The sequence below is a fragment of the Pseudomonas mercuritolerans genome, from assembly GCF_025706525.1.
In the GTDB taxonomy this organism is placed as follows: Bacteria; Pseudomonadota; Gammaproteobacteria; order Pseudomonadales; family Pseudomonadaceae; genus Aquipseudomonas; species Aquipseudomonas mercuritolerans.
Map to the genome: position 1 here is coordinate 194,763 of NZ_JAMSHA010000001.1, position 21,833 is coordinate 216,595.

Genomic DNA, 21,833 nt, shown 5'->3' on the forward strand with positions numbered 1-21,833 from the left:
ATGAGACGCCTTTTGATCTTCCACCAGTAGTGGAAGCCCACTAGAATCACTTTCAATCATTCGTTGAAGGTGCGCAGATGGAAACCTTAGGCAATTTGCTCTCATTCGTGCGCAGCGCCGAGGCGGGAAGCTTCTCTGCCGCCGCGCGGCGCCTGGGCCTGACTCCCGCGGCGGTCAGTCGCAATGTCGCGCAACTGGAGGCCAACCTCGGCGTACGCTTGTTTCAGCGCAGCACGCGCAAACTCACGCTGACCGAAGCGGGAGAACGCTTTCTGGCCAACGTCGGTTCGGGACTGGAAAGTGTTCAAGCGGCGATTGCCGATGTGGCCGGCAATGCCGGAGAGCCTTCAGGGCTTTTGCGTCTGAGCGCAGCACCCGGTTTCGCCAGGGATTTTCTGCTGCCGCTAATGCCCGAGTTTCTCAAGCAATACCCCGCCGTGACCCCTGAATGGCACGTCGACAATCGCCAGGTCGATCTCATCGCGGATGGATTTGATGCGGCTATCGGCGGCGGCATCGAACTCGCGCAAGGTGTGGTCGCCAGAGCCATTGCCCCGGCGCATCTGATTCTGGTGGCATCGAGGGAATATCTCTCGGCACACCAGCGCATCCGGCATATTGAAGAACTGTCGACGCTGGATCACCTGGCCATGCGCTCGGTACAGACCGGCAAGGTGCGCAGCTGGATGCTGCAAGGGCCCGACGGGCAACGAGCACCGCTGGAGTTAGCGCCGCGCCTGTTGGTCAACGACCCGCAAGCGCTGTGTAAGTGCGCGCGCTTGGGATTAGGGGTTGCGCTGTTGGCGGTTCCCGATGTGCTGCCTTATCTGCAGGACGGCACGCTGGAGAGGGTGTTGCCGGGTTGGCATGTCGATGCGGGACAGATCTATTTGTACTTTTCCAGCCAGAAACTGTTGCCGGCCAAAACCCGGGCTTTTGTTGATTTTCTGGTCGGTCAGGCTCGAGCGGATGGGTGGGCGACTCGACTCGATGCTCGGGCTTTAGCAAGCGAGTTATACGACCTCTGAAACTCAACCAGCATCACGCCTATGCGGTTTTTCAAGCCTTTCGAGCTTGCCGCGTCTGCCCGATTACGGTACAAACCGAGCAGTTGTACGACAACATAATAAAAACCTGAGCCGCCCTGAGTGGCTATTATTTTTGAGATCTGCCATGTCCCGTCCTGAATTTGCCCCAACCGTACCGCCGCCCTTCCCCCGTTATCTCGCCGTGATCATTCTGTTGTGCATGGGTTGTGCGTTCGCCGGCAACCACGTCGCGGCACGGGTGGCTTTTGATGACGGCGCGGGTGTATTGCTGGCGATTCTGATGCGCTCCGGCGGGACCCTGCTGGTGCTGGCCATTCTCGTACTGTGGCAGCGGCAAAGTCTGCGCCTGCCGACGGGTGCGTGGCGTTGGCAACTACTGTTGGGGCTGTTGATCACCGCACAGAGTCTGTGTCTGTACTCCGCTGTCGCACGGGTGCCGGTCGCTTTGGCGCTGCTGGTGGCCAACGTATTTCCGATCCTGCTCGCCTTGCTGACCTGGGCGCTGGGCGGCCCACGACCAAGCGCGCGCACCGCGATGTTGATGGGCTTGATTCTCGTCGGGCTGGTGTTCGTGCTGGACGTCCCCGGACGTCTGTCAGACAGCGCCAGCGTCGGCCCGGAATGGCTACTGGGCGTCGCACTCGCCTTCTGCGCCGCCAGCGTCTTCGCCTGCGCGCTGTGGATCACCGACCACAAACTGTCGCAAGTGCGCGGCTCGGTGCGCAGCCTGCTGACCATCTTCATCGTGTTCAGCAGCGTCAACCTGGCCGGCCTGACCGGCGCCCTCCCCGGCGGACTCAACCTCCCCGCCACCTCAACCGGCTGGCTGGCCCTTGCCACGCTTGTCGTGCTTTATGGGACCGGCTTCATTGTGTTGTTCATCTCCGTGCCCCGACTGGACATGCCACGCAACGCCCCGGTGATGAATATCGAACCACTGGCGACGTTGTTGATGGGCTGGATTGTGCTGGATCAAATGCTCAGCAGAGGACAGATCATCGGTGGCGTGATTGTGGTGAGCGGGATTGTTTTGCTGACGTATCGCAAAGCGCCGGTGAAGGTTGGGGTGAAGGCTGAGGTTTGAGGGGGTGTCGTGGCGGGACTCTTGATGGCGAGTCCTGCTTATCGCCCCCGGCTCGATACCGGATCAGCAAAATTGCAGGCTCTCGAGGTCTACCTGGGCGTAGCTTCCTATTTCACCCTTGTAGAGATAAATCGCAGTTACCTCCAGCTCCGTTCGTAAGAATTCCGCCAGCGTTCTGAGTCTGGTGCTTGTGGTCATGGCAGGGCGTACATAGATTGCCAGCGTACGAAAATTCGCTTGGGCAGATCTGCGCCAATATCCGGTTTCCCCGTACCTCCCAACCTACCCAACCGCGCGCGGATTCTTTGTCGTCATTTGGTTCAGCGCCGCTGGCGCTCCCTCCCCCGGCTCGCAGAAACGTTCGACCTTGTTCGTAGCGGTAGTTTTTCGGCGGGTTTGGAACGTAACCACTCAATCCTTGATTCCTTGTTCTGATCCTTGAAGAACGGCCCGAAGGGTGACAGTCGAGGCCGGGTGGTGCAAGCCGTGGCCGTGTGCCAGCCGTGGTGCGCCTGGGTGTTGCGACGAGGTCTTGCGCTCGTCGCATTGCGGGTTATTTGGCTATTTCGACTTTGTCCAAAGCCTGATTGACCGCGATTTCGCCGAGCATGACGACCTGGGCGATGCCCAGCAGCGTCTTGCGGCGCGGGTTGTCGAGCAGCGCGGCGAAGTCGTAGAGCATGGTGGTGGCCGAGCCGAGGGATTCGCTGGCGTTGGCCAGCAGGGATTCGGTGTCGTATTTCGGGTTGGCGAGGAACATCTGTTCCGGTGTGTTGGTGCTGGCCAGGATGTCTGCCGGGCCGAGGTAGTGATCGAGGGCGCGTTCGGCGGCTTCGTGTAGTTTTTTCGATGCACCGGATTCGTAGGGTGATGCGGGGTCGCTGGTTGGGGGATTGGGTGTGACTTTGAACATGGTGAAACTCCTAGTTAGGAAAAGGAGCCTTCACATTCGCTACCAAACGAAGGTGGCGGCCATACGCGGGTTGGTAGACCGGTAACTAGGAACCGGCACACCCGAAGGTGTCCTGCGCATGGCCACCATTGAGCAGAGACCTGAAGCAGGCCTGCGAACGGTGCGCAATGCGACTAGTTATGGCGGGCTACCAAACCCGATCACTGTTTTTCAGCGACCGACAGACGATAGAACCCGCGACCTAGACGCACAAGCCGGCGGATTCTGGCGTAGTCGTAGGGAATGGCGCAAGGCGTTGTAGCCGTTTGCTTAATGCTTGAGTTACTGTTTAAACGGGCTAAGGGTTTTCTGTTTATGTGGCGGTGAATGGGCTGGCGTCATCGCGAGCAGGCTCACTCCTACAAGGGGATCAGGCGATGGGCAGTCACAGCATTCTGCTCCTGCACATTCAACTGTCGCTTCTTAAGCAGCCGGTCAGTCTCCATTTTGTTCCTCAGTCGTGTGCCGCTAGTTGTTCTTGGTACCTAAACGTCTCCATCAAAAACCCCAGCGCTCGACGAAAGACAGGATGGCAATCGCCATACGGTAACTCATCGAGCGAGGCCCAAAAAAATTCGAAGACATGCCCATGATCATCCAATGTCTGGTGAGACCATCGCTCTGACAGTGGCTCACGCACCTCGCAACGTTGGAACGACCAGACTTGCCCGTGGTGGCCAGACTCCCAGCATCCTAAATCTTCACTGATTGTCGCATTGTGGATACCGGACTCTTCCGCCAGTTCTCGCAAAGCGGCCTCGGCGGGTGTTTCTCCGCGCTCAATGGTTCCTTTTACTAACTGCACGCCAGCCTGTGGATGTCGAAACAACAGGATTCGCGGGCGCTGTGCGAAACAAAGCACAACAGGACAGGCCTTGTCAGGATGCATAAAGATTTCCTTATCGGTTTAAACGATCAATCGGGGCGGCATCAACCCTGCGTTACGAGCGTCAACTTCGGCCAGATCTCGAGCCATCTCTTCGACTGCAGGCGCTCCAGAAACACCACGTATTTATCACTTTCAAATCGGGCGGTTGGCCGCACTTTCAGCGCAAACAAATCCTCCAGCCCCAACGGCGCCGAAACCTCTATCGCACCGTGCCGATCAAGCCTGACACCTACTGCCGTAGCAGTTTCCGGCCAGAACGTCATTGAATCCGCAGCCGCCCCATAAGGCGCATCGGCGTTCCGCTGGTGCATGCGTGCCTGGTTTTTCACCGACCACTTCAAGTCACTGCACAGTGCTGCAAGCTCGACCTCCACGGTCAGGTCTGTTTGCGCACTGGCACATGCTGTGTCAAACCATACGACATCAATGTCCTCGGGCAACGGCGAAGGTTGGCGCTGATGCAGATGATCCCAAACCAGGCTGCGCACAAAACCTGCGGCAACCCAGCAGTCCGGCAAGTTGAGATCCCTGACTATTCGCAAGATGTGCATGCGGACGGGATCTTCAGCAATCAGATCCCGCAGTTGCGCTTCCTGATTCATTTATTTCAATCCAATGACCATGGTTGCGAGAGCCTATCAGTGGTCTCTGTAAGCGCTCGGTCCCTTGTGCTGAATGACGAGTGCAGGCGAACTTTTCGGGATAGGGCCAACTGCCGCCCACTTCTCAAACCTTGAACTCTTCCTTGAGCAAATCGGCAAACTTGTCTTTTGCGCGATGAGATTCAACGTGCCTGTTCCAGATAAAATAATTCTGCACAGGCTTTAAGTCATTGAAGAAGAATCCTTGAATACCGCCGAGCTGGCGGAACTGTTCAAACATGCCTCTCGGCACCAACGATATCCCGGCGCCTGAACTTACGCAGCCAAGGATGGTGCCATAACTGGCTATGCTTGTTATCGGGTTGAAAACTTTGTACCGCTCCAGCCAGGTTAACAAAGCCTTTCTGTAGGGACATCCTTCAGGCCACATGAATAAATCCACACCGCGCAGGTCCTCTGGCTGGTTTATCACCCCCGCGGACGGCGAGGCAATCACTACTAGATCCTCTTCATAGATCTCCAGACTCTCGATGTCCGGATGTTCTGGCCTGACGGCAATTATTGCCCCGTCCAACGTGTAGTTGACCACTTCTGCGGATAATTGTGACCAATCGCCAGTGCTGAATTGCATTTGTACAGCCGGATAAAGTTGATGAAACCTGGATAGCACTTTGGGTAACCGGCCGGTAGCGGATGATTCTATGGCACCAATCCTGAGTTCTCCCGAAGGAGCTGACGACGGATCAAGCGCTCGTTGCGATTCTTCGCACAAAGACAGGATTTTGTTGGTATAGCCGAGAAAAAGCCGACCTGAAGGGCTGATGATCAATCCTCTGCCTTTCCTTATAAACAGGTCAACTCCAAGCTCACGTTCCAGAAGCTTGATGCGGTTGGTGATGTTGGACGGCACGCAGTGCAATCGCTCCGAGGCACGGACGATACTGCCCAGATCGGCTACTGCCTTGAACATGACCAGTTGCGAAAACTCCATGTAAACGCTCATTAAAAATGAATGATTGGGTCAGTATAAGTCACTTGTCGCAGGCCAACAAATCGGGCTAATTTCGCCGCTGCAAGGCAAGAAAGTGCGTTAAAACCAAACATTTCATAGGTCTTTAGGGAGAAGGACACATCATGAGCTCAGCATCGCCACAGAGTCGTTTGGAACCGCTTGAACATAAATCCATGCAAGAATTTGGCGAGACATTTATCCAGGCCCTGCCCAAGCACATACGCAACTTGAAAATTCCCGGACGTACCTTAGAAGAGAACCAACGGCGTCAACCGTTGCTGGCCTGCGTCGGCAACGTTGCTGAGATACAGGACGCCATGCTTGAGGTACTCAATCATTCCATCACGCAAGACGCGCAACTGGCGGCTGAAAGCGCATTCAGGGCGTTCCTCGAAAAGCCAGTAATGGACTCGTCGGTATTGAGCTTTTTCAATGGGTGGAATGAAACCCATAAAACCACCAGCCTTGTCTCGGCAAAAATCATCATGCGCTGTCGGCGGATGCGATATCGGTATCTGCCGACAGACGTGAGGGTTACCACAATGTCATGGCGCATATGCATGAAGTGGCGAAAGATGATTTCGGTCTTGGACATCAGGGCCATGACGGAATGTACAACTACATGACTGCAGCTTTTGGTGCGTCAGCCTGGGTTGAAGAACAATTCAAAATTGCTGAGTGCAATGACTTCGCGGACTTCCTATACAACACCGGGGTCGCCAAGCATAAAACGGCACTAAACTCGCAGGAACACAAATCTTCAATTATGGATGCGATGATGGTTTCAATCTCATCTGAACTGTGGAACGGTCGTGAATACAATTTCATCGCTCAATATATTGAAGCAAAGCTCCTCGCGGCCAATCCGTTCTTGAGGACAAACACGCAAAACCTGCGTAACGCCAAAGGCTACGTAATGGGGCACTCCGGAGAAGTTGAGAACAAACACGGATTGCATGCCTTGGCGGCCGCGCAAGCTTACGGTCAGACGGTAGGTCTGGAATTCAAGCCTGCGCGACTGAAGGGCATCATGCTCAATTACAATGAAAGAGTCGGCAATGCATTCTCCGCCATGCATCGGATTATGACCTGTTGATCTCTATGGATTAACGAAGCATGCCGATGAACTCTCATAATGTGAGCTTGGAGAATGATCGGCATGTTTTGACGATATTTAAACCAAACCACGAGCGACTCATGAACCTTCCGGCTAAATGACGTTCCGCAGGGATCTATCGCATGGATGTTGAACACGCTGTTCTTGCATTGGGTTTCTTCGCGTTTTGTGGTGGCCTGATAGACGCTGCGGTCGGTGGCGGAGGCCTGGTACAGGTGCCGGCACTTCTACATGCTCTACCCCAGTACAGCCTTGCCACCATTTTCGGCACCAACAAACTGGCCGTTCTGGCAGGCAATATTTCATCAATATCGGGTTACCTGAAGCGCATAAAAATCCGCTGGAAGCTAATGCTTCCGACCATGCTCGCCGCTTTTTTATTTTCTTTTCTCGGAGCTCTCTCAGTATCCCTTGTCCCTAAAAGATTGATGGAGATCGTCGTCTTTTTCATATTGATAGTCATGGCTATCTACACGTTTATGGAAAAAAAACTTGGTTTGGCAGGCAAAGACCGCCACTTCGGAACGAAAGACATTTGCCTTGGAGTTTTCTTCGGCAGCCTGATCGGTTTCTACGATGGTGTCTTCGGACCGGGCAGTGGCAGCCTGCTGCTGTTTATCTTCGTCAAGGTCTTTGGCTTTGATTTCCTCAATGCATCAGCCTCTGCAAAACTGGTCAATCTGGGGACGTTCAGCGCTGCGCTCATATTTTTTATCCCCTCCGGTAATGTCTTGTGGGCGATTGGCGGCATAGTTGTTTTATGCAATATGGCCGGTGCACTGACCGGTGTCTTCTTGGCATTACGGTATGGAAGCAGTTTCATCAGAGTTTTCTTCCTGATTCTGCTCGTATTCCTGATCGGCAGAATGGGGATCAACATTTTTTCGTAGACCCTGGTCACGTCATACCATCCGCCGCGAATCCCGCCGTACCGCCTGCGGCGGCACGCCAAAGCCGCGCATGAACACCTCGCGCATGTGCCGGCGGTCACGAAACCCGGTTTCCCTGGCGACTACATCCAGACTGTGACTGCTCTGCTCGATCAGCAAACGCGCCGCTTCCAGGCGCAGGCTCTCTATCGCCTTGGCTGGAGACTGGCCGGTTTCGGCGGTGAACACGCGGGTGAATTGCCGCGGACTCAGGTGCACCACTTCGGCCAGTTCTTCGACGCTCAGCGGGCGATTGAGGTGCTTGCGCGCGTAATCCAGCGCACTCTGAATGCGGTCGGATTTGGGCGACAGCGACAGCAATTCCGAATGCTGCGACTGGCCTCCGGACCTACGCTGATGCATCACCAGTCGATGGGCGACCGAGCGGGCGATTTCGCTGCCCAGGTCCTTCTCGACCATACCCAGCGCCATGTCGACACCAGCGGTCATGCCCGCCGATGTCCACACCGGGCCGTCGATGATGAAGATGCGGTCGTCCTCGACATTCACCGACGGATGCATCCTGCGCAGCGCCGGGGCGAACGCCCAGTGCGTGGTCACGCGGCGGTTATCCAGCACACCGGCCTGCGCCAGTAAGAACGAGCCGGTGCAGATGCCGGCCACGCGGCGTGCGCCGTCGGCGAGCCCGCGCACGCTTTGCAGCACGTCAGCATCGGGCGGCGTCAGCGGAGTCAGCGTGCCAGCCACCAGCCAACTGTCGGCCAGCCCCGCCTGCGTCAGTGGCAACGTATCGACGTGCAAGCCCAGCGAGGAGCTGACGATGCCGCCGGCCTGGGAAAAATTCTGCACCTTGTACACGGCTTTGCCGGTGACGATGTTGGCGAACTCGAACACCGACTGGGTCGCCAGCGCCATGACCTGAAAACCTTCCGTGAGCAGATAGCCGACTCGATGCATGGTCGCGCTCCGTTTATTGAATGTCCTGAAACACTACCACATACGTCATTCAGGTCGGAGCAGGTTTTCTCCATCATGGCTCGCATACCAATCAATCCACTCGCGGGACGCAGCTCATGAAACTTGAAGCCAACACCATCTTCATCACCGGCGGCACTTCCGGCATCGGCCGCGCACTGGCCGAGGCCCTGCATCAGCGCGGCAACAAGGTCATCATCGCTGGTCGTCGCCAGACCCTGCTGGCAGAGATTGCCCAAGCGAATCCGGGCATCGACACCGTGCAGCTGGACATCAACGATGCGCAGCAGATCAAGGACGTCGCCGCCGAAGTCATCCGCCGCCATCCGTCGTTGAACGTGATCATCAACAACGCCGGGATCATGCCCTTCGACAACGCGGGTTCCGGCGACTACGACGATGCGCAAGCCGTCGCTCTGTTGCAGACCAACCTCCTCGGCCCAGTGCGCGTCAGCGCCGCGTTCGTCGAACACCTCAAGCGTCAGCCCGAGGCCTACATCATCAACAACAGCTCGGTACTGGCCTACCTGCCGCTGGCGACCACGGCGCTATATTCGGCGACCAAAGCGGCGATCCATTCCTACTCGCTGTCGCAGCGTTTCATGCTGCGCGACACCAGCGTCAAGGTCCTGGAAATCGCGCCACCTTGGGTTGATACCGACCTGATTCACAAGAGCGGCGACGAGCGCGCCATGCCGCTGGGCGAGTTTATCGAGGAAACCCTGATCAAGCTGGAAACCGCCACTACCGAAGTGCTGGTTGACCGAGTCTTGCCGCTGCGAGCCAACCAGGGCGCGAACGAGCACGGGTTGATCGAGCAGTTCAACCTGTCGCTGCTGGAAAATCCAATTCCGGTGGCCTGAACTCACCGACAGAAACACCCGGGCTCAATGCCCGGGCAGCCTGGCTGTTGATCATGTTCATTCACAACGCGGCAAGCCAAACACCACCCGCGCCCCGCTCGGCTCATTGCGCTCGGCCCACAATTTGCCGCCGTGTCCTTCAATGATCGTGCGGCAAATCGACAGGCCCATGCCCAGCCCGGTGGATTTGGTCGTGTAGAACGCCGTGAACACTTGCTCCGCCCGCTCGCAGGCAAAGCCCGGCCCCGAATCGCTGACACTGATGTGCACGTTATCACCCAGCGCCTCACTGTGAATCAGCAGACGTCGCTGCCCCTCTGCCATGATCGTCATGGCTTCGAGGCTGTTGATGATCAGGTTAAGCAGCACCTGTTGCAGTTCGACCCGGTCCGCCACTACGAAAGGCAAATCTGCCGCCAGCTCAACGCTGACTTCGGCGCCGTGCTTGAGCGCTTCGCCACGGCTGAAACCGACCATTTCTTCAATCAGCAGATTGAGGCTGACAGGCTGACGCTGCGGTGGCGTTTTGTGTATCAGCGCGCGGATGCGCCCGAGTACGTCGGCGGCGCGGTTGCCGTCGAGAATGATATGCCGCAGGCCCTGCTCGACTTCGTTGATATTTGGTGGCTTTGCACCGAGCCAGCGCAACGCGGCATTGGCATGGGTCACCGTGGCGGCGATCGGCTGATTGACTTCGTGGGCAATCGATGCGGCCAACTGGCCCATGGTTGCCACACGATTGGCGTGGGCCAGTTCCGTTTGCACCTGACGATAACGACGCTCGCCTTCGCGCACTTGCTCTTCAGCCAGCTTGCGTTCGCTGATATCCAGCACAAAGGCCAGGCCCTGTTGCTGACTCGCTTCGAAGGCGGCCAGACCGACAATCACCGGCAGCCGACTGCCGTCCTTGCGGATGTACTCCTTTTCGAATGGCTGGGCCCGGCCGGTGTGGATCGCCGTTGCCAGTGCAATATCGCTGTTAGCGCGCATCGCCGGCGGGGTCATGTCACGCCAATGGACATTGCCCGAAAGCAACTCATCACGGGTGTAACCGACCATGCGCAGGAACGCGTCGTTGGCCTCGATGATTTCCCCTTCCACGCCCCAGACGATGATGCCGATGATGTTGGCGTCGACCAGCCGACGGATCTTCGCTTCTCGCTCGGCGAGGTCGCGGTACAGGCGCGCGTTGTCCAGCGAGATCGCTGCCTGCGACGCCACCAGGCGCAACACGGCGAGACGCGTCGGGCTGAACACCCCGGCGGACAGGTTGTTTTCCAGATACAGCGCCCCGGCGACCCGCGCCTGATTCATCAATGCCAGGCAAAGGATCGAGCGCGCGCCTCGTTGCTGAACGTATGGATCAGCGGCGAACAGCGGATCGGCAACCGCGTCGTCCAGGCACAGGTTTTCGCCGGTGCGCAGCGTCTGGTAGAGCACCGACTCTGCCAGCGCCACCGTGTGCAGCGGCGCGTTGCACAACTGCGTGGCACCGTCGCCGATACGGGTTCGCGCAGCGACATAGGGAACGTCGGCGTTCAACAAAATAAGCAGGCCATGCTCGGCCCCGGCCTGTTCGATCGCGGTGCGCATCACCGTTTCGATCAAACGGTCCAGGACGATCTCGCCGGAGACTGCTTGAGAGACCTTGAGCACCGTTGCCAGGTCGAGATGTTCAACTGGCGTAATGAGCGTGGTGACCGGATTCGGTTGCGCCTCTTCGGCACGCAGAAAACGATGACGTCGCTCCAGCTCCCGCACCTTGCCAGCAGCCCCCCAACGCAGATAGGCATAACGTGCGTCGCGCAGGTAGACGCGGGATATCCTGGCCAGACCGCGAGCGCTGTAGAACCGTGCGGCCAGTTCGTTGGCCAGCGCTTCGATATGGAGCAAACCATTGTCCTGAGCCAATTGAATGGCTTGCTCGTACTGCAATTCGGCTTCGAGCAACTGCCCGGTGACGCGCGCCATTTCCGCGCCGACCAGCGCCACCTGACTGGCGAAGGTCTCTGCACACAAGCGCGCCCACGTCTGCAACTGTTCATGATGTTGACCCAGACGCTGCAAAGCTCCGGCGTCAGTTTCGCCGTGGGCCGCCAAGGTCAACGCCGCGTAGAAATGGTATTCGGCCTCCTCGAAAAACGCCGAAACCACCCACAAAAGTCCCTGCGCCTTGGCCGCGCACTCAGCGGCCGCCGCGTAATCCCCGGCCAGATAGCGCGCCTGCAACTTGCGTACCCAGTACTTGCCGCGCGCCAGCGCCAGATCCGCCGAACCGGCCAGATGTGCCTCGACAGCTGTTTCATCGAACCCCTCATCGTCGAAACAGCCGAACGTCGGCGTCTGCCCGCGCAGCATGCGGATCAGCGTCAACTGGCAGCGCATGAAATCCGCCACCAGACCGAAACCGACCTTTTGTGCATAGACCAGCCCTGATTCCGCTTGCGCCTGCACCTCGGCCAGCGGCTCGCCGATGAATAACAGATCGGAAATCAGGCTGTTTCCAGCGAACGCCGCATACGGCAGATCGCCGCTGCGATGGGCCGCGTTGAGCGCACGGCGCAACAGTTCGCGGCACTCGCGCACTGGCCGCATCCAGCGCACCACGAAGATCGAGAAGCACAACCAGGTGCTCGCCTCATAACGCGTGAGCCCGCGCCGATCAACCAGATCGCAGCCCAGACGGCCAAATCGATAACCAGCGGCATAGTCGCCAAAACGCGGCCCCGACACGCGCCCGAAGTTGGCATAGAGCAGGCAGGAGGCGTCGCAGTTGCCATATTGCAGGCTCAGGCTGATCGCTTTGCAAATGGTCAGGCTGGCGAGGTTCAGATCCGACTGCACCGCCGGCGCGAAGAGTTTGCCCAGCGCATCGAGGGTGGCCCGCGCGGCAGGATCCTCCATCAGCGGCAAGTCGATCATCTGCTCGATACTGCGCCCGCGCAGGTTGGTCCAGACCTGCTGGTATTCGTCGCGCACCTGGCTATCGTCCGGACGCGCTGGCCAATCGATGCCGACCTGACGCAGAAAGGCCAGACACACCGTCACCGCCCGGTCACTGCGATCAAGCAGCAAGTAGACATCCATCTGCAGGCACGCCACCGCCGCGCGCTCGACGGTGGTCAGGGCGCGCTCGGCCAATGTCGCCAGGCGCGAGTCGGCAAGCTGCAGTTGGCCGGTGAGAAATTCGCACTCGGCACGGTTCAGCTCCAGAGCGAAACCCAGTTCATGCCGACTGTCATAACCCTGCTCGCCCAACAGTTCTGCGCCGGCGCCCAGATAGGTCAGTGCTGAGGTATAAGCGGTCGAGGCCTTCGCTCGCTGGCCGGCGAGCAGGTTGAACTCGGCCAGCTGCTCGCGCTCGGCACGCAGGCTGATCAGATGCGCACCGCGATTGAGCTGGCCGACAATCTCGAAGATCGCCTCCTCGCGCCGCTCCCCCTGGGTTTGCAGTGCCAGCAGCCGGCCGATGCGCAGGTGCATTTGCGCCCGTTCGGTTTCAGTGATCAGCGAATACGCCGCCTCATGGATGCGATCATGCACAAACCTGTAGGCACCGTCCTGACGCTCGACCAACTCCAGCCGCACCGCCGGCCACAATGCGGAGTGAGCGTGAGGCACCGGCACATCAAGGACTGTGGCCAGCGTGTCGAGACGTGCGACGTTGCCCAGGCAGGCCAGTTGTTGCAGCGCCTGGCGGGTTTCCTGGGGCAGCCGCGCCAGTTTGCCGACCATCAAATCGACGACATTGTCGGTGTAGTCCTTGCCGTTGATCAGGTGCACATCCCAACGCCAGCGCTGGCGCGCAGGCTCGTATGTCAGCAGCTTCTCCTCGGCCAGGGCGTGCAGAAACTGGATGACGAAGAACGGATTGCCAGCGGTCTTGTCCAGTACCAGCCGCGCCAGCCCGACAATGCTCGCCGGCGGGCAGCGCAGTGATTCGCTGATCAGTTGTTCGATGTGCGCGCCAGCCAGTGGAGCCAGACGAATTTCGTCAATGTGTACGCCGGCGTGACGCAGGGTCTTGAGTGTGCGGCTGAGTGGGTGATCGCCATCTACCTCGTTGTCGCGATAAGCACCGACCAGCAGCAGATGAGGAGTCTCTGCGCGACTGAGCAAATCTTCGAGCAGATCAAGGGTGGCCGCGTCGAGCCATTGCAGGTCGTCAAGAAACAGCGCCAACGGATGCTCGGCCTGAGCGAACACGCCGATAAAACGCTGCAAGACCTGAAGGAACCGCTGCTGCGCCTGTTGCGGCTCCAACTCAGGCACGGGCGGCGGCTCGCCGATGATCAGCTTGAGTTCGGGGATCAGATCGGTGATCAACCGCGCATTCGCTTCCAGTGCCCGCAACAGTGCTTCGCGCCAGCCCGCCAGTACGTCGGTGCGCTTGCCCAACAGCGTCCGCACCAGCCCCTGAAATGCTTGAACCAGGGTCGAATAAGGCACGTCGCGCTGGTACTGGTCGAACTTGCCGGCGGCGAACAAGCCACGCGACGGCACCAGCACCTTGTGCAGTTCACTGACCACCGACGATTTGCCGATGCCGGAATAGCCGGATACCAGCACCAGTGTCGGCGCGCCTGTCTGCACCACATTGGCGAAGGCATCGATCAACGTTTGCACTTCGTGTTCGCGGCCGTAGAGTTTTTCCGGAATCAGCAAGCGCTCGCAGGCGCCCTGCTCGTTCAACGTGAACGTCTCGATCTGCCGCATACGGCGCCAGTCATCGAGGCAACGGCGCAAGTCATGCTCGACACCGGCTGCGCTCTGATAGCGTTCCTCGGCCGTTTTCGCCAGCAGTTTCATGACCAGTCGCGAGAACATCGGCGGCACCGTCGCCACCCGTTCACACACGGGCATTGGCAGCCGCGCGATGTGGCAATGCACCCACTCCGTCGGGTCATTTGCACTGAACGGCAGCGAGCCGGTGAGCATCTGGTAAAGCGTCACGCCAAAGGCATACAGATCACTACGCGAATCAATCGAACGATTCATCCGCCCGGTTTGTTCCGGCGCCATGTAGGCCAGCGTCCCGGCGATAGATTCCGGTGGCGTGGGCGCTTGCCGCTCCCGTGGCAAACGCGTGGCCAGGCCGAAGCCGGTCAGCCGCGCCTGCCCATCATGGCAATGGACAAAGACATGCTGCGGTTTCAGGTCTTTGTGCACCAGGCCACGCTGATGCATATGGCCCAGTGCCTTGGCGATGTTCGTGGCCAATTCCAGGCAGGTTTCAATATCCAGCGGGGCGACCAGCAATCGCGACAACGGCTCGCCGCCCGGATCGTCGAACAGCAGACGAACTCGGGTGCCCGTACGCTCCAAAGCTGTCGGCTGCAACGCCCAGGCAGGATTGAGGTCGTCCCTGAGGCTGTATTCATGCGCCAGACGCTCCAGGGTGCTCGGCAATGGCTGGCCCAGCGCCGGACGCACCGCCAGTAAGCTGCCATCATTCGAACCGCGCTCACGGGACAGCACCCGCTCGCCGTCGTCCCACAAAATCTGTTTTCTGCTGGCCATCTGCGTCGACACTGCTCAGGTTTTTGCCGCACGGTGAGTTGCACTTCGCCAGCGCTCAGGGGTTGCGCTGGACAGGCTCGATGCCCAGCGCTTCTGCGATACGCACCAGATCGGCCACTGAACGTGCGGCCATTTTGCGCATGACCTGGCCACGGTGGACCTTGACCGTGACCTCGCTGAGGTTGAGCTGTCCGGCAATCTGTTTGTTCATCAGCCCGGCAATGACGAAGCCGAGCACTTCGCGCTCACGTGCGGTCAGGGTTTGGTAAGCCCGACACAAAACGGCGCCGGAGTGTTCGGCTGCCAGCCGCGCACGGTCGCGAGCCAACGCACTGGCCACGGCGTCGAGCATGTCCTGATCACGGAACGGCTTGGCCAGAAAATCCACCGCGCCGGCCTTCATCGCCTTGACGCTCATGGCGATGTCGCCGTGGCCGGTCATGAACACCACGGGGATGCGCAAGCCGTTTTTTTCCATCTGTTCCTGAAACGTCAGGCCACTTTCGCCGCGCAGGCGCACGTCGAGCACCAGGCAACCGGGTACGTCACGTTGCGCTTGCGCGAGAAAATCTCCGGCGCTGTCGAAGGTTTGCACCTGCAGGCCGATCGAGCGCAGCAAGCTGTCGAGGGCCTGGCGCATCGAGGCATCGTCATCGACCACGTACACCACTGGCTCGCCGAGCACGCCGGGACTTTGCGCAGGGCTGGAATGCGACCACAAGGTCATTGTGTCTCCTCGGCGAGATCGCAGCACGCATTGGGCTGGTCAATAAATCTAGTTCAGGATGGCCACCGCATCCAGCAACCGGCCGGCCGGACGTTCAGCGATCAGGCTAACAGTCAGCGCCATTGCCGGCCGGCCAGAAACCCCTGAAAATCGGCCAGGCCGAGGCAGTCCCGCCTTTAGCGATGCAAACAGGCAGGCCCGCGATGTCCAACCATTCCTCTTTTCCATCGGCCCCGCGCGACGTGGTGTTTATCGCCTACCCACGCCTGAGCCTGCTCGATCTCAGCGGTGCGCAGACCGTGTTCTGGGCCGCGAGCAAAGCCATGGCCGAGCGCGGGCAGCCCGGTTATCAACTGCACACCGCCAGCCTCAGCGGCGGCTTGATCCAGACCGTCGAAGAGCTGGCCATCGACACCCAAGCGTTAACCACGCTCGACACCGCCGCGCTGGACACGCTGGTCGTGCCCGGCGCCCCTGACATCTGCCAGACCCTTGAGAAGCACCGCGAACTGAGCGACTGGCTGCAGGACCATGCTCACCTCGCCCGCCGCGTGGTCTCGGTGTGCAGTGGTGCGTTTCTGCTGGCTCAGGCCGGATTGCTCGACGCCCGCCGCGCTGCCACTCACTGGGCGATGTGCGACGCTTTGCGCGATCGCTTTCCAGCGGTCGAGGTAGATGCCGACGCGATCTTCATTCAGCAAGGCAAGGTCTGGACCTCGGCCGGAGTCACCGCCGGGATCGATCTGGCGCTGGCGCTGGTCGAGGCCGATTGCGGCCGTGAAGTGACGTTGCAAGTCGCGCGGGAATTGGTGGTGTACATCAAACGCCCCGGCGGCCAGGCGCAATACAGCACGCTGCTGCAATCGCAGGCGCAGGACGCTGCAATGTTCGATGATCTGCACCTTTGGCTCATGGAGCGCCTCGGCGATCCGAATCTGACGGTGGAGCGCCTCGCCGAGCAAGCCGCAATGAGCCTGCGCAACTTCACGCGGGTCTATAAAGCGCGCACCGGGCGCACACCGTCGAAAGCGCTCGAGCTGTTCCGGCTCGAAGCGGCCAAACGCCTGCTGGAAAACTCCCCGCACAAAATCGAACGAATCGCCCGCCTCTGCGGCTTCAACGATGAAGAACGCCTGCGCGCCTGCTTCCAGCGCCACCTGTCGATCTCCCCGCGCGAGTACCGCAGTCGCTTCAGCCGCGATGGTTGAACCGCTATACCTACGTATAGTTTTGCCCGCTGGCCATCAGCGTATGGTGCAAGAACGACAGGAGTCACCAAGCTCGGCCGCCCGGCCCGGGAGCGTTATGTACAAGACGCATGTCATTGCGGTAGTGGACGACGACGAGGCAATGCGCACATCGCTGAGCAGCCTGCTGCGAGCGTCGGGGTATCAGGTGTTCTGCTATGCGGCGCCAGCGGACTACCTTGACTCGGACGGGCCGGCGCAGACTGATTGTCTGATTTCCGATATGCAGATGCCGGGCATGAGTGGTTTGCAGATGCTGGATGCACTGCGGGCGCAAGGCTGGAGGATGCCGGTGATTTTCGTGTCGGCGCATCACGGAGATTTGCCTTGCGACAAGTCCCGAGCGACTGATGTCGTTGCCTGCCTGCGTAAACCCTTTGCGGCGGACGAGTTAGTTGCCTGGGTTGAGGTTGCACTGCGTAGATCCGGAAATACTTGATGAGGCCGTCAGCGGATTGAATTGCGTGTCGCCTGGATTTATCCCATTGACCCACCACAACCCTATGCAGGAGTGAGCCTGCTCGCGATTGCCCAAGCCGCAGCACCGTTTTCATCAAGCCCAACGCAAAGGTGTGTTCAATGATTCACCCCAAAAAACATGACATTGCAAAGGAATCAGTTGTTAGCGCGAACGTGCGGGATGATCGACAAATTGGATATGCTTTTCTTGAATAACGCTTCGAATGAAAACGACTTAAAAACTAGTAGTTATTACAGTTCCAGAGTTACCGGTTCTTCACCATACTCAAAAACAGCCACGCTGCAATTCGAACGGAGTCGACCTCATGCCTAATCCAGATCTTTTGCCGAGCCTACTTTTTAAAATCAACGAAAACCAGTTAGCGCTAGAAGCGGCGATACTGGAGCTTTCAAAATGGGTAGAGCAACGCGGTAGTGCAGAAGTAGCTAATAACGTTAGGGATGTATTGGACACGTGTGATAGGAATGAAGGGTTTATCAAAATAACTCTGGCCTTACTGATGGCACCCGACTGATGGTTCCAATACGAATATCAATGGCATCGGTAAGGCTCGGTGACGTTCAGCATCAAGGCCCTTACCGAGTTGCCAATTTCCAAGCACGCTCCCCATGGCTGCATCCGAAATGCAAGTTCAGGACCTCCATCCTCACGGTCGAAATTAAGCAACAAACCCTCCACCAATTCGAAGACGCCATCGGGGATCTAACCCGCACGCGCATTGATATGATGGGCCGCGATGCGGACGGCAACATCTCCTGCGTCGAATGCAAATCTTCGGAAACAGCGCCACTGACGCGCAATCAGAAATTGGGCTTTCCAGAAATAGAAAAGACCGGCGCAACCGCCGTCGGCAAAGGTAAACCCGGCTTCACCGGAGGCACCCGAATCCCACCCACCAGAGTCGACATCATTCGACCTGACCCGACCCTCTGAGGGAGCAGACATGTCCATCACCGAAACCAAAGTCGTCGACATCATCGCAGTACCCGAGTGGGAACCCGACAATGTCGTACTCGTCATCACTGATCACTTGGAATGGGGCGACAAAGCCCAACAGGGTGAACACCTGTTGTTGCTACAGGAGAAGATCAATACCTACATCGCCTTCATCGAGAGCGGCGAACTGCTGGAAAGCTATCCGCCAGCCAAGGGCAAGAATCCGAAAATTCGCATCAATGGTTTATATGAGCTACCTGAGCAAGGTGAAACCTTTGTCGACCGCGTGACCGAGGTACTCAAAGGCGTAGGCATCGGAATGGAATTTGTGCTTAAGGACGACTTTGCTGTTCGACACTAGGCGTGTGAGCTAGTAGAGCTAAAGCAAAGCAAAGGGCGGCAAGCCACAGAGCTGTAGCTCGGTTCCCTCAGAGGGATTGAACAAACCGGCTGGAGGCCAAGGATCCGCAGTGTCCTTAACAGACCCGAACATTATCGATATGTGGGGAATCCCCAAATCGGACAGTGGCGCCATCATCTTGGGCATCGCTGACCACCTAGAATGGGGCAATAAGACCCTACAAGCCGAGCACCTGCTCGCGCTACAACGGAAGATAAACGGCTACATCGCTTTCATCGAAAGCGGTGAGATCTATAACAAGATTCCCGCTGCACTCGGCAAGTCACTTGTAATCCGTACGGCGCAACGGCCTTGAGATCGGCCTAAACAGATTCGGGTCTCCGATATTCTGAAAAGGTGAGATGAGCAGGCACGTACAGCGCATAAACACGACTTGGCAAGCACGTTTAAATTACACCGATTTCTCCTCCAAAAAGCCTACAACGCCTTGCGCCGCTGCCTACGGGTACTTCAGAATCCGCCGGCTTGTGCGTCTAGGCTGCGGGTCCTATCGTTTGTCGGTCACCGAAATAGGTGATCGGGTTTGGTAGCCCGCAGTGTTAGATATACAGATCTGCCGTCGAGATTTCTGTCTCGGATTTGCGGTGGCCATGTATAGGGCGTCCTAGGGCGCGCCGGATCCTAACACCCGGTCTACCAACCTGTGCATGGCCGCCACCCTTCGTTTGGTAGCGAAAGGGTGAAGCCTCCCTTAAATGTGTTAGGAGCTTCATCAATGTTCAAAGTAACCCCAAACCCGCCGGAAGCCGATTCAATCCCGTACGACCCTGCTCTGGAACCTCAGCGGATAAAAGATGCGGCCGCTCGCGCCATCAACTTTTACCTCGACCCCCAGACGCTCAAAACCACCATTCCCAAGCGCCAGCCAGGCAGGATCTTTCTCATTGACCCGACGGTGGATGAGGAAACGCTGCTCGTCGAAGCCTCTGAATCGCTGACAGCCGCCAATGACATGGCCCGCGAAATCGGCGGCGTGATTGATCACCCACAGCGTCGATCGCTGCTGATGTTGCAACAGGTGATCATGTTGAGTGAGCTGATCGTCAATCGCGTGCTCGACAGCCGACGCGTGTCGAACTAGCTGGCAACCCAGGCACGAGGGGGCATGCTCCCTCACTGCCAGCGGACGCGCCACTGCTGTGGCGCGGCATCCTCTTATCCAGACGCTCAAGCCGCTCTCATCGGAGTTTCAGCTGATGTCACAGACACCGCCCCATCCGCCGGTCACCGACCCGGTATCGCCTTACGAATCCTTCCATTCAAAAAAACTTCATGACGCCGCCGAGCGCGCGCTCGACCATTACCTCGCGCCGGCCAAGGTCAACGCCACGCCTTACAGTCCCAACACGCTGTTTATGGTCAACCCGGAATCCGACACCGAATCCTTGCTGGTCAATGCGTGCGAATCCCTGGCGTCCGCCACGGTGATGCTCGGTGATTTCGCCGGGATGCTGGAAGGCTCACGGCGCAATACGCTGTTAGGCATTGCACAGGTGGTCATGCTGGGGGAATTGGCCGTCAACAAAGCGTTGGATAACGTAGTGCCCACCGACTGAACAACGGCATCGGCCGTGCAGGCGTGCTGGCGCCCTGCGCGGCGATGTTCGTTTCGAACAACACCTCGCCCGGTATTCCCACCTCGCCCCCCCATACCTTCGTATACCCCTCTTCCACCCATGCGTACCCCACGCACACCGATGGACAACTGCGCCCGCATCCTCCCCGCCCTAGCATGACTCTCGACGGCGAACGATTGAGCGCCAGGTAGTACGGCAAGCAGTTGCGGCGGCCACTGATCGTCACGCCAGAGTCCGCGCCGGGCTCGGGTGTCATCCATCCATCAGCGTCAGGGAGCACATTATGAAACAGCAATTATTGGTGATCGGTGCAGGGTTCGGCGGGCTGTGGAGCGCGCTGAGCGCTGCGCGTTTGCTGGATATGCATGCCCGTCAGGATGTCGAGATCACGCTGCTCGCCCCGCAAGCCGAATTGCGTATTCGCCCGCGCTTCTACGAGCCGGACGTGCACAGCATGTACGCGCCGCTCGACGCGCTGTTCGATGCGGTGGGTGTGCGCTTCGTCAAAGGCACCGCTGAAAGCATCGACGCCCGGGCGCGCCGAGTCGGTTACCGCGACGAGGCCGGGCGTCCGGGTGAACTGGCCTACGATCGGCTGGTTCTCGCCAGCGGCAGCCAGCTCGCTCGGCCTCCGGTGCCTGGCCTCAAGGAGCATGCGTTCGATGTCGATCAGATCGAATCCTCGGCGCGTCTGGAACGCCATCTCATCGCCCTCGGCAACCAACCGCCCAGTGTTGCGCGCAACACCGTGGTGGTCGCCGGTGGCGGTTTCACCGGGATTGAAACTGCGACGGAAATGCCGGCGCGCCTGCGTGCGATCATCGGTGAGGATCAAGACCTGCGCGTGATCATTGTCGATCGCAGCAAGGACATCGCCGCGACCATGGGTGATGGCATTCGCCCGTCGATCATCGAGGCGTCCAATGACCTGGGTATCGAATGGATCGTCGATGCCAGCGTTGCCGCTGTGGATGCCAATGGCGTCACCCTCGCCGATGGCCGCCACATCGAAAGCCACACCGTGATCTGGACCGTAGGTTTCCGCGCCAGCCCGCTCACCGAACAACTCGACGCCGAACGCGATGGCCAGGGCCGCCTGCACGTCGATGGCAACCTCAAGGTGCAAGGCATCGATCACGTCTTTGCCGCTGGTGATGTCGCTCGCGCCGCCACAGACGACCTCGGCAACTATGCCGCGATGTCTTGCCAGCACGCGATCAGCCTGGGTCGCTACGCCGGCAACAACGCCGCCGCCGATCTCCTCGGCGTCGCTCCGACAATGTATCGCCAGCCCAAGTACGTGACTTGCCTGGATCTGGGCGCCTGGGGCGCGGTGTACACGGAAGGCTGGGATCGTCAGCTGAAACTGGTGAAGGCCGAAGCCAAAGAGCTGAAGACGCAGATCAACACGGTGTGGATCTACCCGCCCGCCGCCGATCGTCGCGCTGCCCTCGCGGCCGCCGATCCGCTGATCCCTGTAGCCTGATTTCA

General features: G+C 58.8%; 21 protein-coding genes and 2 pseudogenes. 15 read left to right on the forward strand and 8 right to left on the reverse strand.

Going from position 1 to position 21,833, the window contains the following annotated elements; genetic code table 11:
• Positions 1-77 precede the first annotated feature (77 nt).
• A complete protein-coding gene (locus tag ND528_RS00895) occupies positions 78-1,028 on the forward strand; it encodes a LysR family transcriptional regulator (RefSeq protein ID WP_263469361.1) in 951 nt (316 codons plus the stop codon).
• A gap of 145 nt (positions 1,029-1,173) precedes the next feature.
• Complete coding sequence (locus ND528_RS00900) at positions 1,174-2,133, forward strand: EamA family transporter (RefSeq protein ID WP_236169172.1); 960 nt, start codon at positions 1,174-1,176, stop codon at positions 2,131-2,133.
• A 209-nt stretch (positions 2,134-2,342) separates the two neighbouring features.
• Here the strand turns inward: ND528_RS00900 and ND528_RS28715 are convergent.
• The 5 genes and pseudogenes from ND528_RS28715 to ND528_RS00920 all read right to left on the reverse strand — a co-directional run.
• Positions 2,343-2,500, reverse strand: a pseudogene (locus tag ND528_RS28715) (DUF2931 family protein); the annotation flags it as partial.
• Positions 2,501-2,686: 186 nt separating this feature from the next.
• Positions 2,687-3,046, reverse strand: a complete 360-nt coding sequence (locus ND528_RS00905) for a DUF6124 family protein (RefSeq protein WP_041480573.1) — start codon at positions 3,044-3,046, stop codon at positions 2,687-2,689.
• Between the two features lie 493 nt (positions 3,047-3,539).
• Positions 3,540-3,974, reverse strand: a complete 435-nt coding sequence (locus tag ND528_RS00910) for an NUDIX hydrolase (protein WP_263469362.1) — start codon at positions 3,972-3,974, stop codon at positions 3,540-3,542.
• Positions 3,975-4,015: 41 nt separating this feature from the next.
• On the reverse strand, positions 4,016-4,576 hold the full coding sequence (locus ND528_RS00915; protein WP_263469363.1) for a nucleotidyltransferase family protein: 561 nt from the start codon (positions 4,574-4,576) through the stop codon (positions 4,016-4,018).
• A 124-nt stretch (positions 4,577-4,700) separates the two neighbouring features.
• Entirely contained in the window at positions 4,701-5,567 is an 867-nt protein-coding gene (locus ND528_RS00920; RefSeq protein ID WP_056784815.1) for a LysR family transcriptional regulator, read from the reverse strand.
• Positions 5,568-5,710: 143 nt separating this feature from the next.
• On the opposite strand from ND528_RS00920, the gene ND528_RS00925 reads away from it, so the two are divergent.
• From ND528_RS00925 to ND528_RS00935, 3 genes are all read left to right on the forward strand, one after another.
• On the forward strand, positions 5,711-6,214 hold the full coding sequence (locus tag ND528_RS00925; protein ID WP_263469364.1) for a hypothetical protein: 504 nt from the start codon (positions 5,711-5,713) through the stop codon (positions 6,212-6,214).
• Positions 6,211-6,684, forward strand: coding sequence for a hypothetical protein (locus ND528_RS00930; protein WP_263469365.1), 474 nt, complete (start codon positions 6,211-6,213; stop codon positions 6,682-6,684). Before ND528_RS00925 ends, ND528_RS00930 begins: the two co-directional genes overlap by 4 nt.
• A gap of 143 nt (positions 6,685-6,827) precedes the next feature.
• Positions 6,828-7,595, forward strand: coding sequence for a sulfite exporter TauE/SafE family protein (locus ND528_RS00935; protein ID WP_263469366.1), 768 nt, complete (start codon positions 6,828-6,830; stop codon positions 7,593-7,595).
• Between the two features lie 12 nt (positions 7,596-7,607).
• Here the strand turns inward: ND528_RS00935 and ND528_RS00940 are convergent, their stop codons facing one another.
• Entirely contained in the window at positions 7,608-8,552 is a 945-nt protein-coding gene (locus ND528_RS00940; protein ID WP_133339968.1) for a GlxA family transcriptional regulator, read from the reverse strand.
• Positions 8,553-8,668: 116 nt separating this feature from the next.
• Between ND528_RS00940 and ND528_RS00945 the strand changes: the two genes are divergently transcribed.
• Entirely contained in the window at positions 8,669-9,433 is a 765-nt protein-coding gene (locus ND528_RS00945; protein WP_263469367.1) for an SDR family oxidoreductase, read from the forward strand.
• 57 nt (positions 9,434-9,490) lie between these two features.
• Here ND528_RS00945 and ND528_RS00950 read toward each other — a convergent pair whose 3' ends face one another.
• Both ND528_RS00950 and ND528_RS00955 read right to left on the reverse strand, forming a co-directional pair.
• Complete coding sequence (locus ND528_RS00950; RefSeq protein ID WP_263469368.1) at positions 9,491-14,953, reverse strand: trifunctional serine/threonine-protein kinase/ATP-binding protein/sensor histidine kinase; 5,463 nt, start codon at positions 14,951-14,953, stop codon at positions 9,491-9,493.
• Positions 14,954-15,008: 55 nt separating this feature from the next.
• Positions 15,009-15,680 carry a response regulator transcription factor gene (locus ND528_RS00955; RefSeq protein ID WP_130910830.1) on the reverse strand — a complete coding sequence of 224 codons (672 nt, stop codon included), beginning with the start codon at positions 15,678-15,680 and terminating at the stop codon, positions 15,009-15,011.
• 203 nt (positions 15,681-15,883) lie between these two features.
• On the opposite strand from ND528_RS00955, the gene ND528_RS00960 reads away from it, so the two are divergent.
• The 9 genes and pseudogenes from ND528_RS00960 to ND528_RS01000 all read left to right on the forward strand — a co-directional run bounded on the left by ND528_RS00960 (position 15,884) and on the right by ND528_RS01000 (position 21,828).
• Entirely contained in the window at positions 15,884-16,888 is a 1,005-nt protein-coding gene (locus ND528_RS00960; protein ID WP_263469369.1) for a GlxA family transcriptional regulator, read from the forward strand.
• A gap of 97 nt (positions 16,889-16,985) precedes the next feature.
• A complete protein-coding gene (locus ND528_RS00965) occupies positions 16,986-17,366 on the forward strand; it encodes a response regulator transcription factor (protein WP_137213276.1) in 381 nt (126 codons plus the stop codon).
• Between the two features lie 346 nt (positions 17,367-17,712).
• Positions 17,713-17,922 (forward strand): hypothetical protein, encoded by a 210-nt coding sequence (locus tag ND528_RS00970; protein WP_130910827.1) that lies wholly within the window; start codon positions 17,713-17,715, stop codon positions 17,920-17,922.
• Between the two features lie 194 nt (positions 17,923-18,116).
• Positions 18,117-18,341: pseudogene (locus tag ND528_RS00975) on the forward strand (S-type pyocin domain-containing protein); the annotation flags it as partial.
• A gap of 10 nt (positions 18,342-18,351) precedes the next feature.
• Positions 18,352-18,705: a DUF6572 domain-containing protein gene (locus ND528_RS00980; RefSeq protein WP_016774273.1), complete on the forward strand. Its 354-nt coding sequence runs from the start codon at positions 18,352-18,354 to the stop codon at positions 18,703-18,705.
• A gap of 109 nt (positions 18,706-18,814) precedes the next feature.
• Positions 18,815-19,060, forward strand: a complete 246-nt coding sequence (locus ND528_RS00985; protein WP_241669475.1) for a DUF6572 domain-containing protein — start codon at positions 18,815-18,817, stop codon at positions 19,058-19,060.
• A 420-nt stretch (positions 19,061-19,480) separates the two neighbouring features.
• A complete protein-coding gene (locus tag ND528_RS00990) occupies positions 19,481-19,846 on the forward strand; it encodes a DUF6124 family protein (protein ID WP_206420539.1) in 366 nt (121 codons plus the stop codon).
• Between the two features lie 115 nt (positions 19,847-19,961).
• On the forward strand, positions 19,962-20,321 hold the full coding sequence (locus tag ND528_RS00995) for a DUF6124 family protein (RefSeq protein ID WP_125926071.1): 360 nt from the start codon (positions 19,962-19,964) through the stop codon (positions 20,319-20,321).
• A gap of 304 nt (positions 20,322-20,625) precedes the next feature.
• Positions 20,626-21,828 carry an NAD(P)/FAD-dependent oxidoreductase gene (locus ND528_RS01000; RefSeq protein ID WP_136493634.1) on the forward strand — a complete coding sequence of 401 codons (1,203 nt, stop codon included), beginning with the start codon at positions 20,626-20,628 and terminating at the stop codon, positions 21,826-21,828.
• The last annotated feature ends 5 nt before the right edge of the window (positions 21,829-21,833 follow it).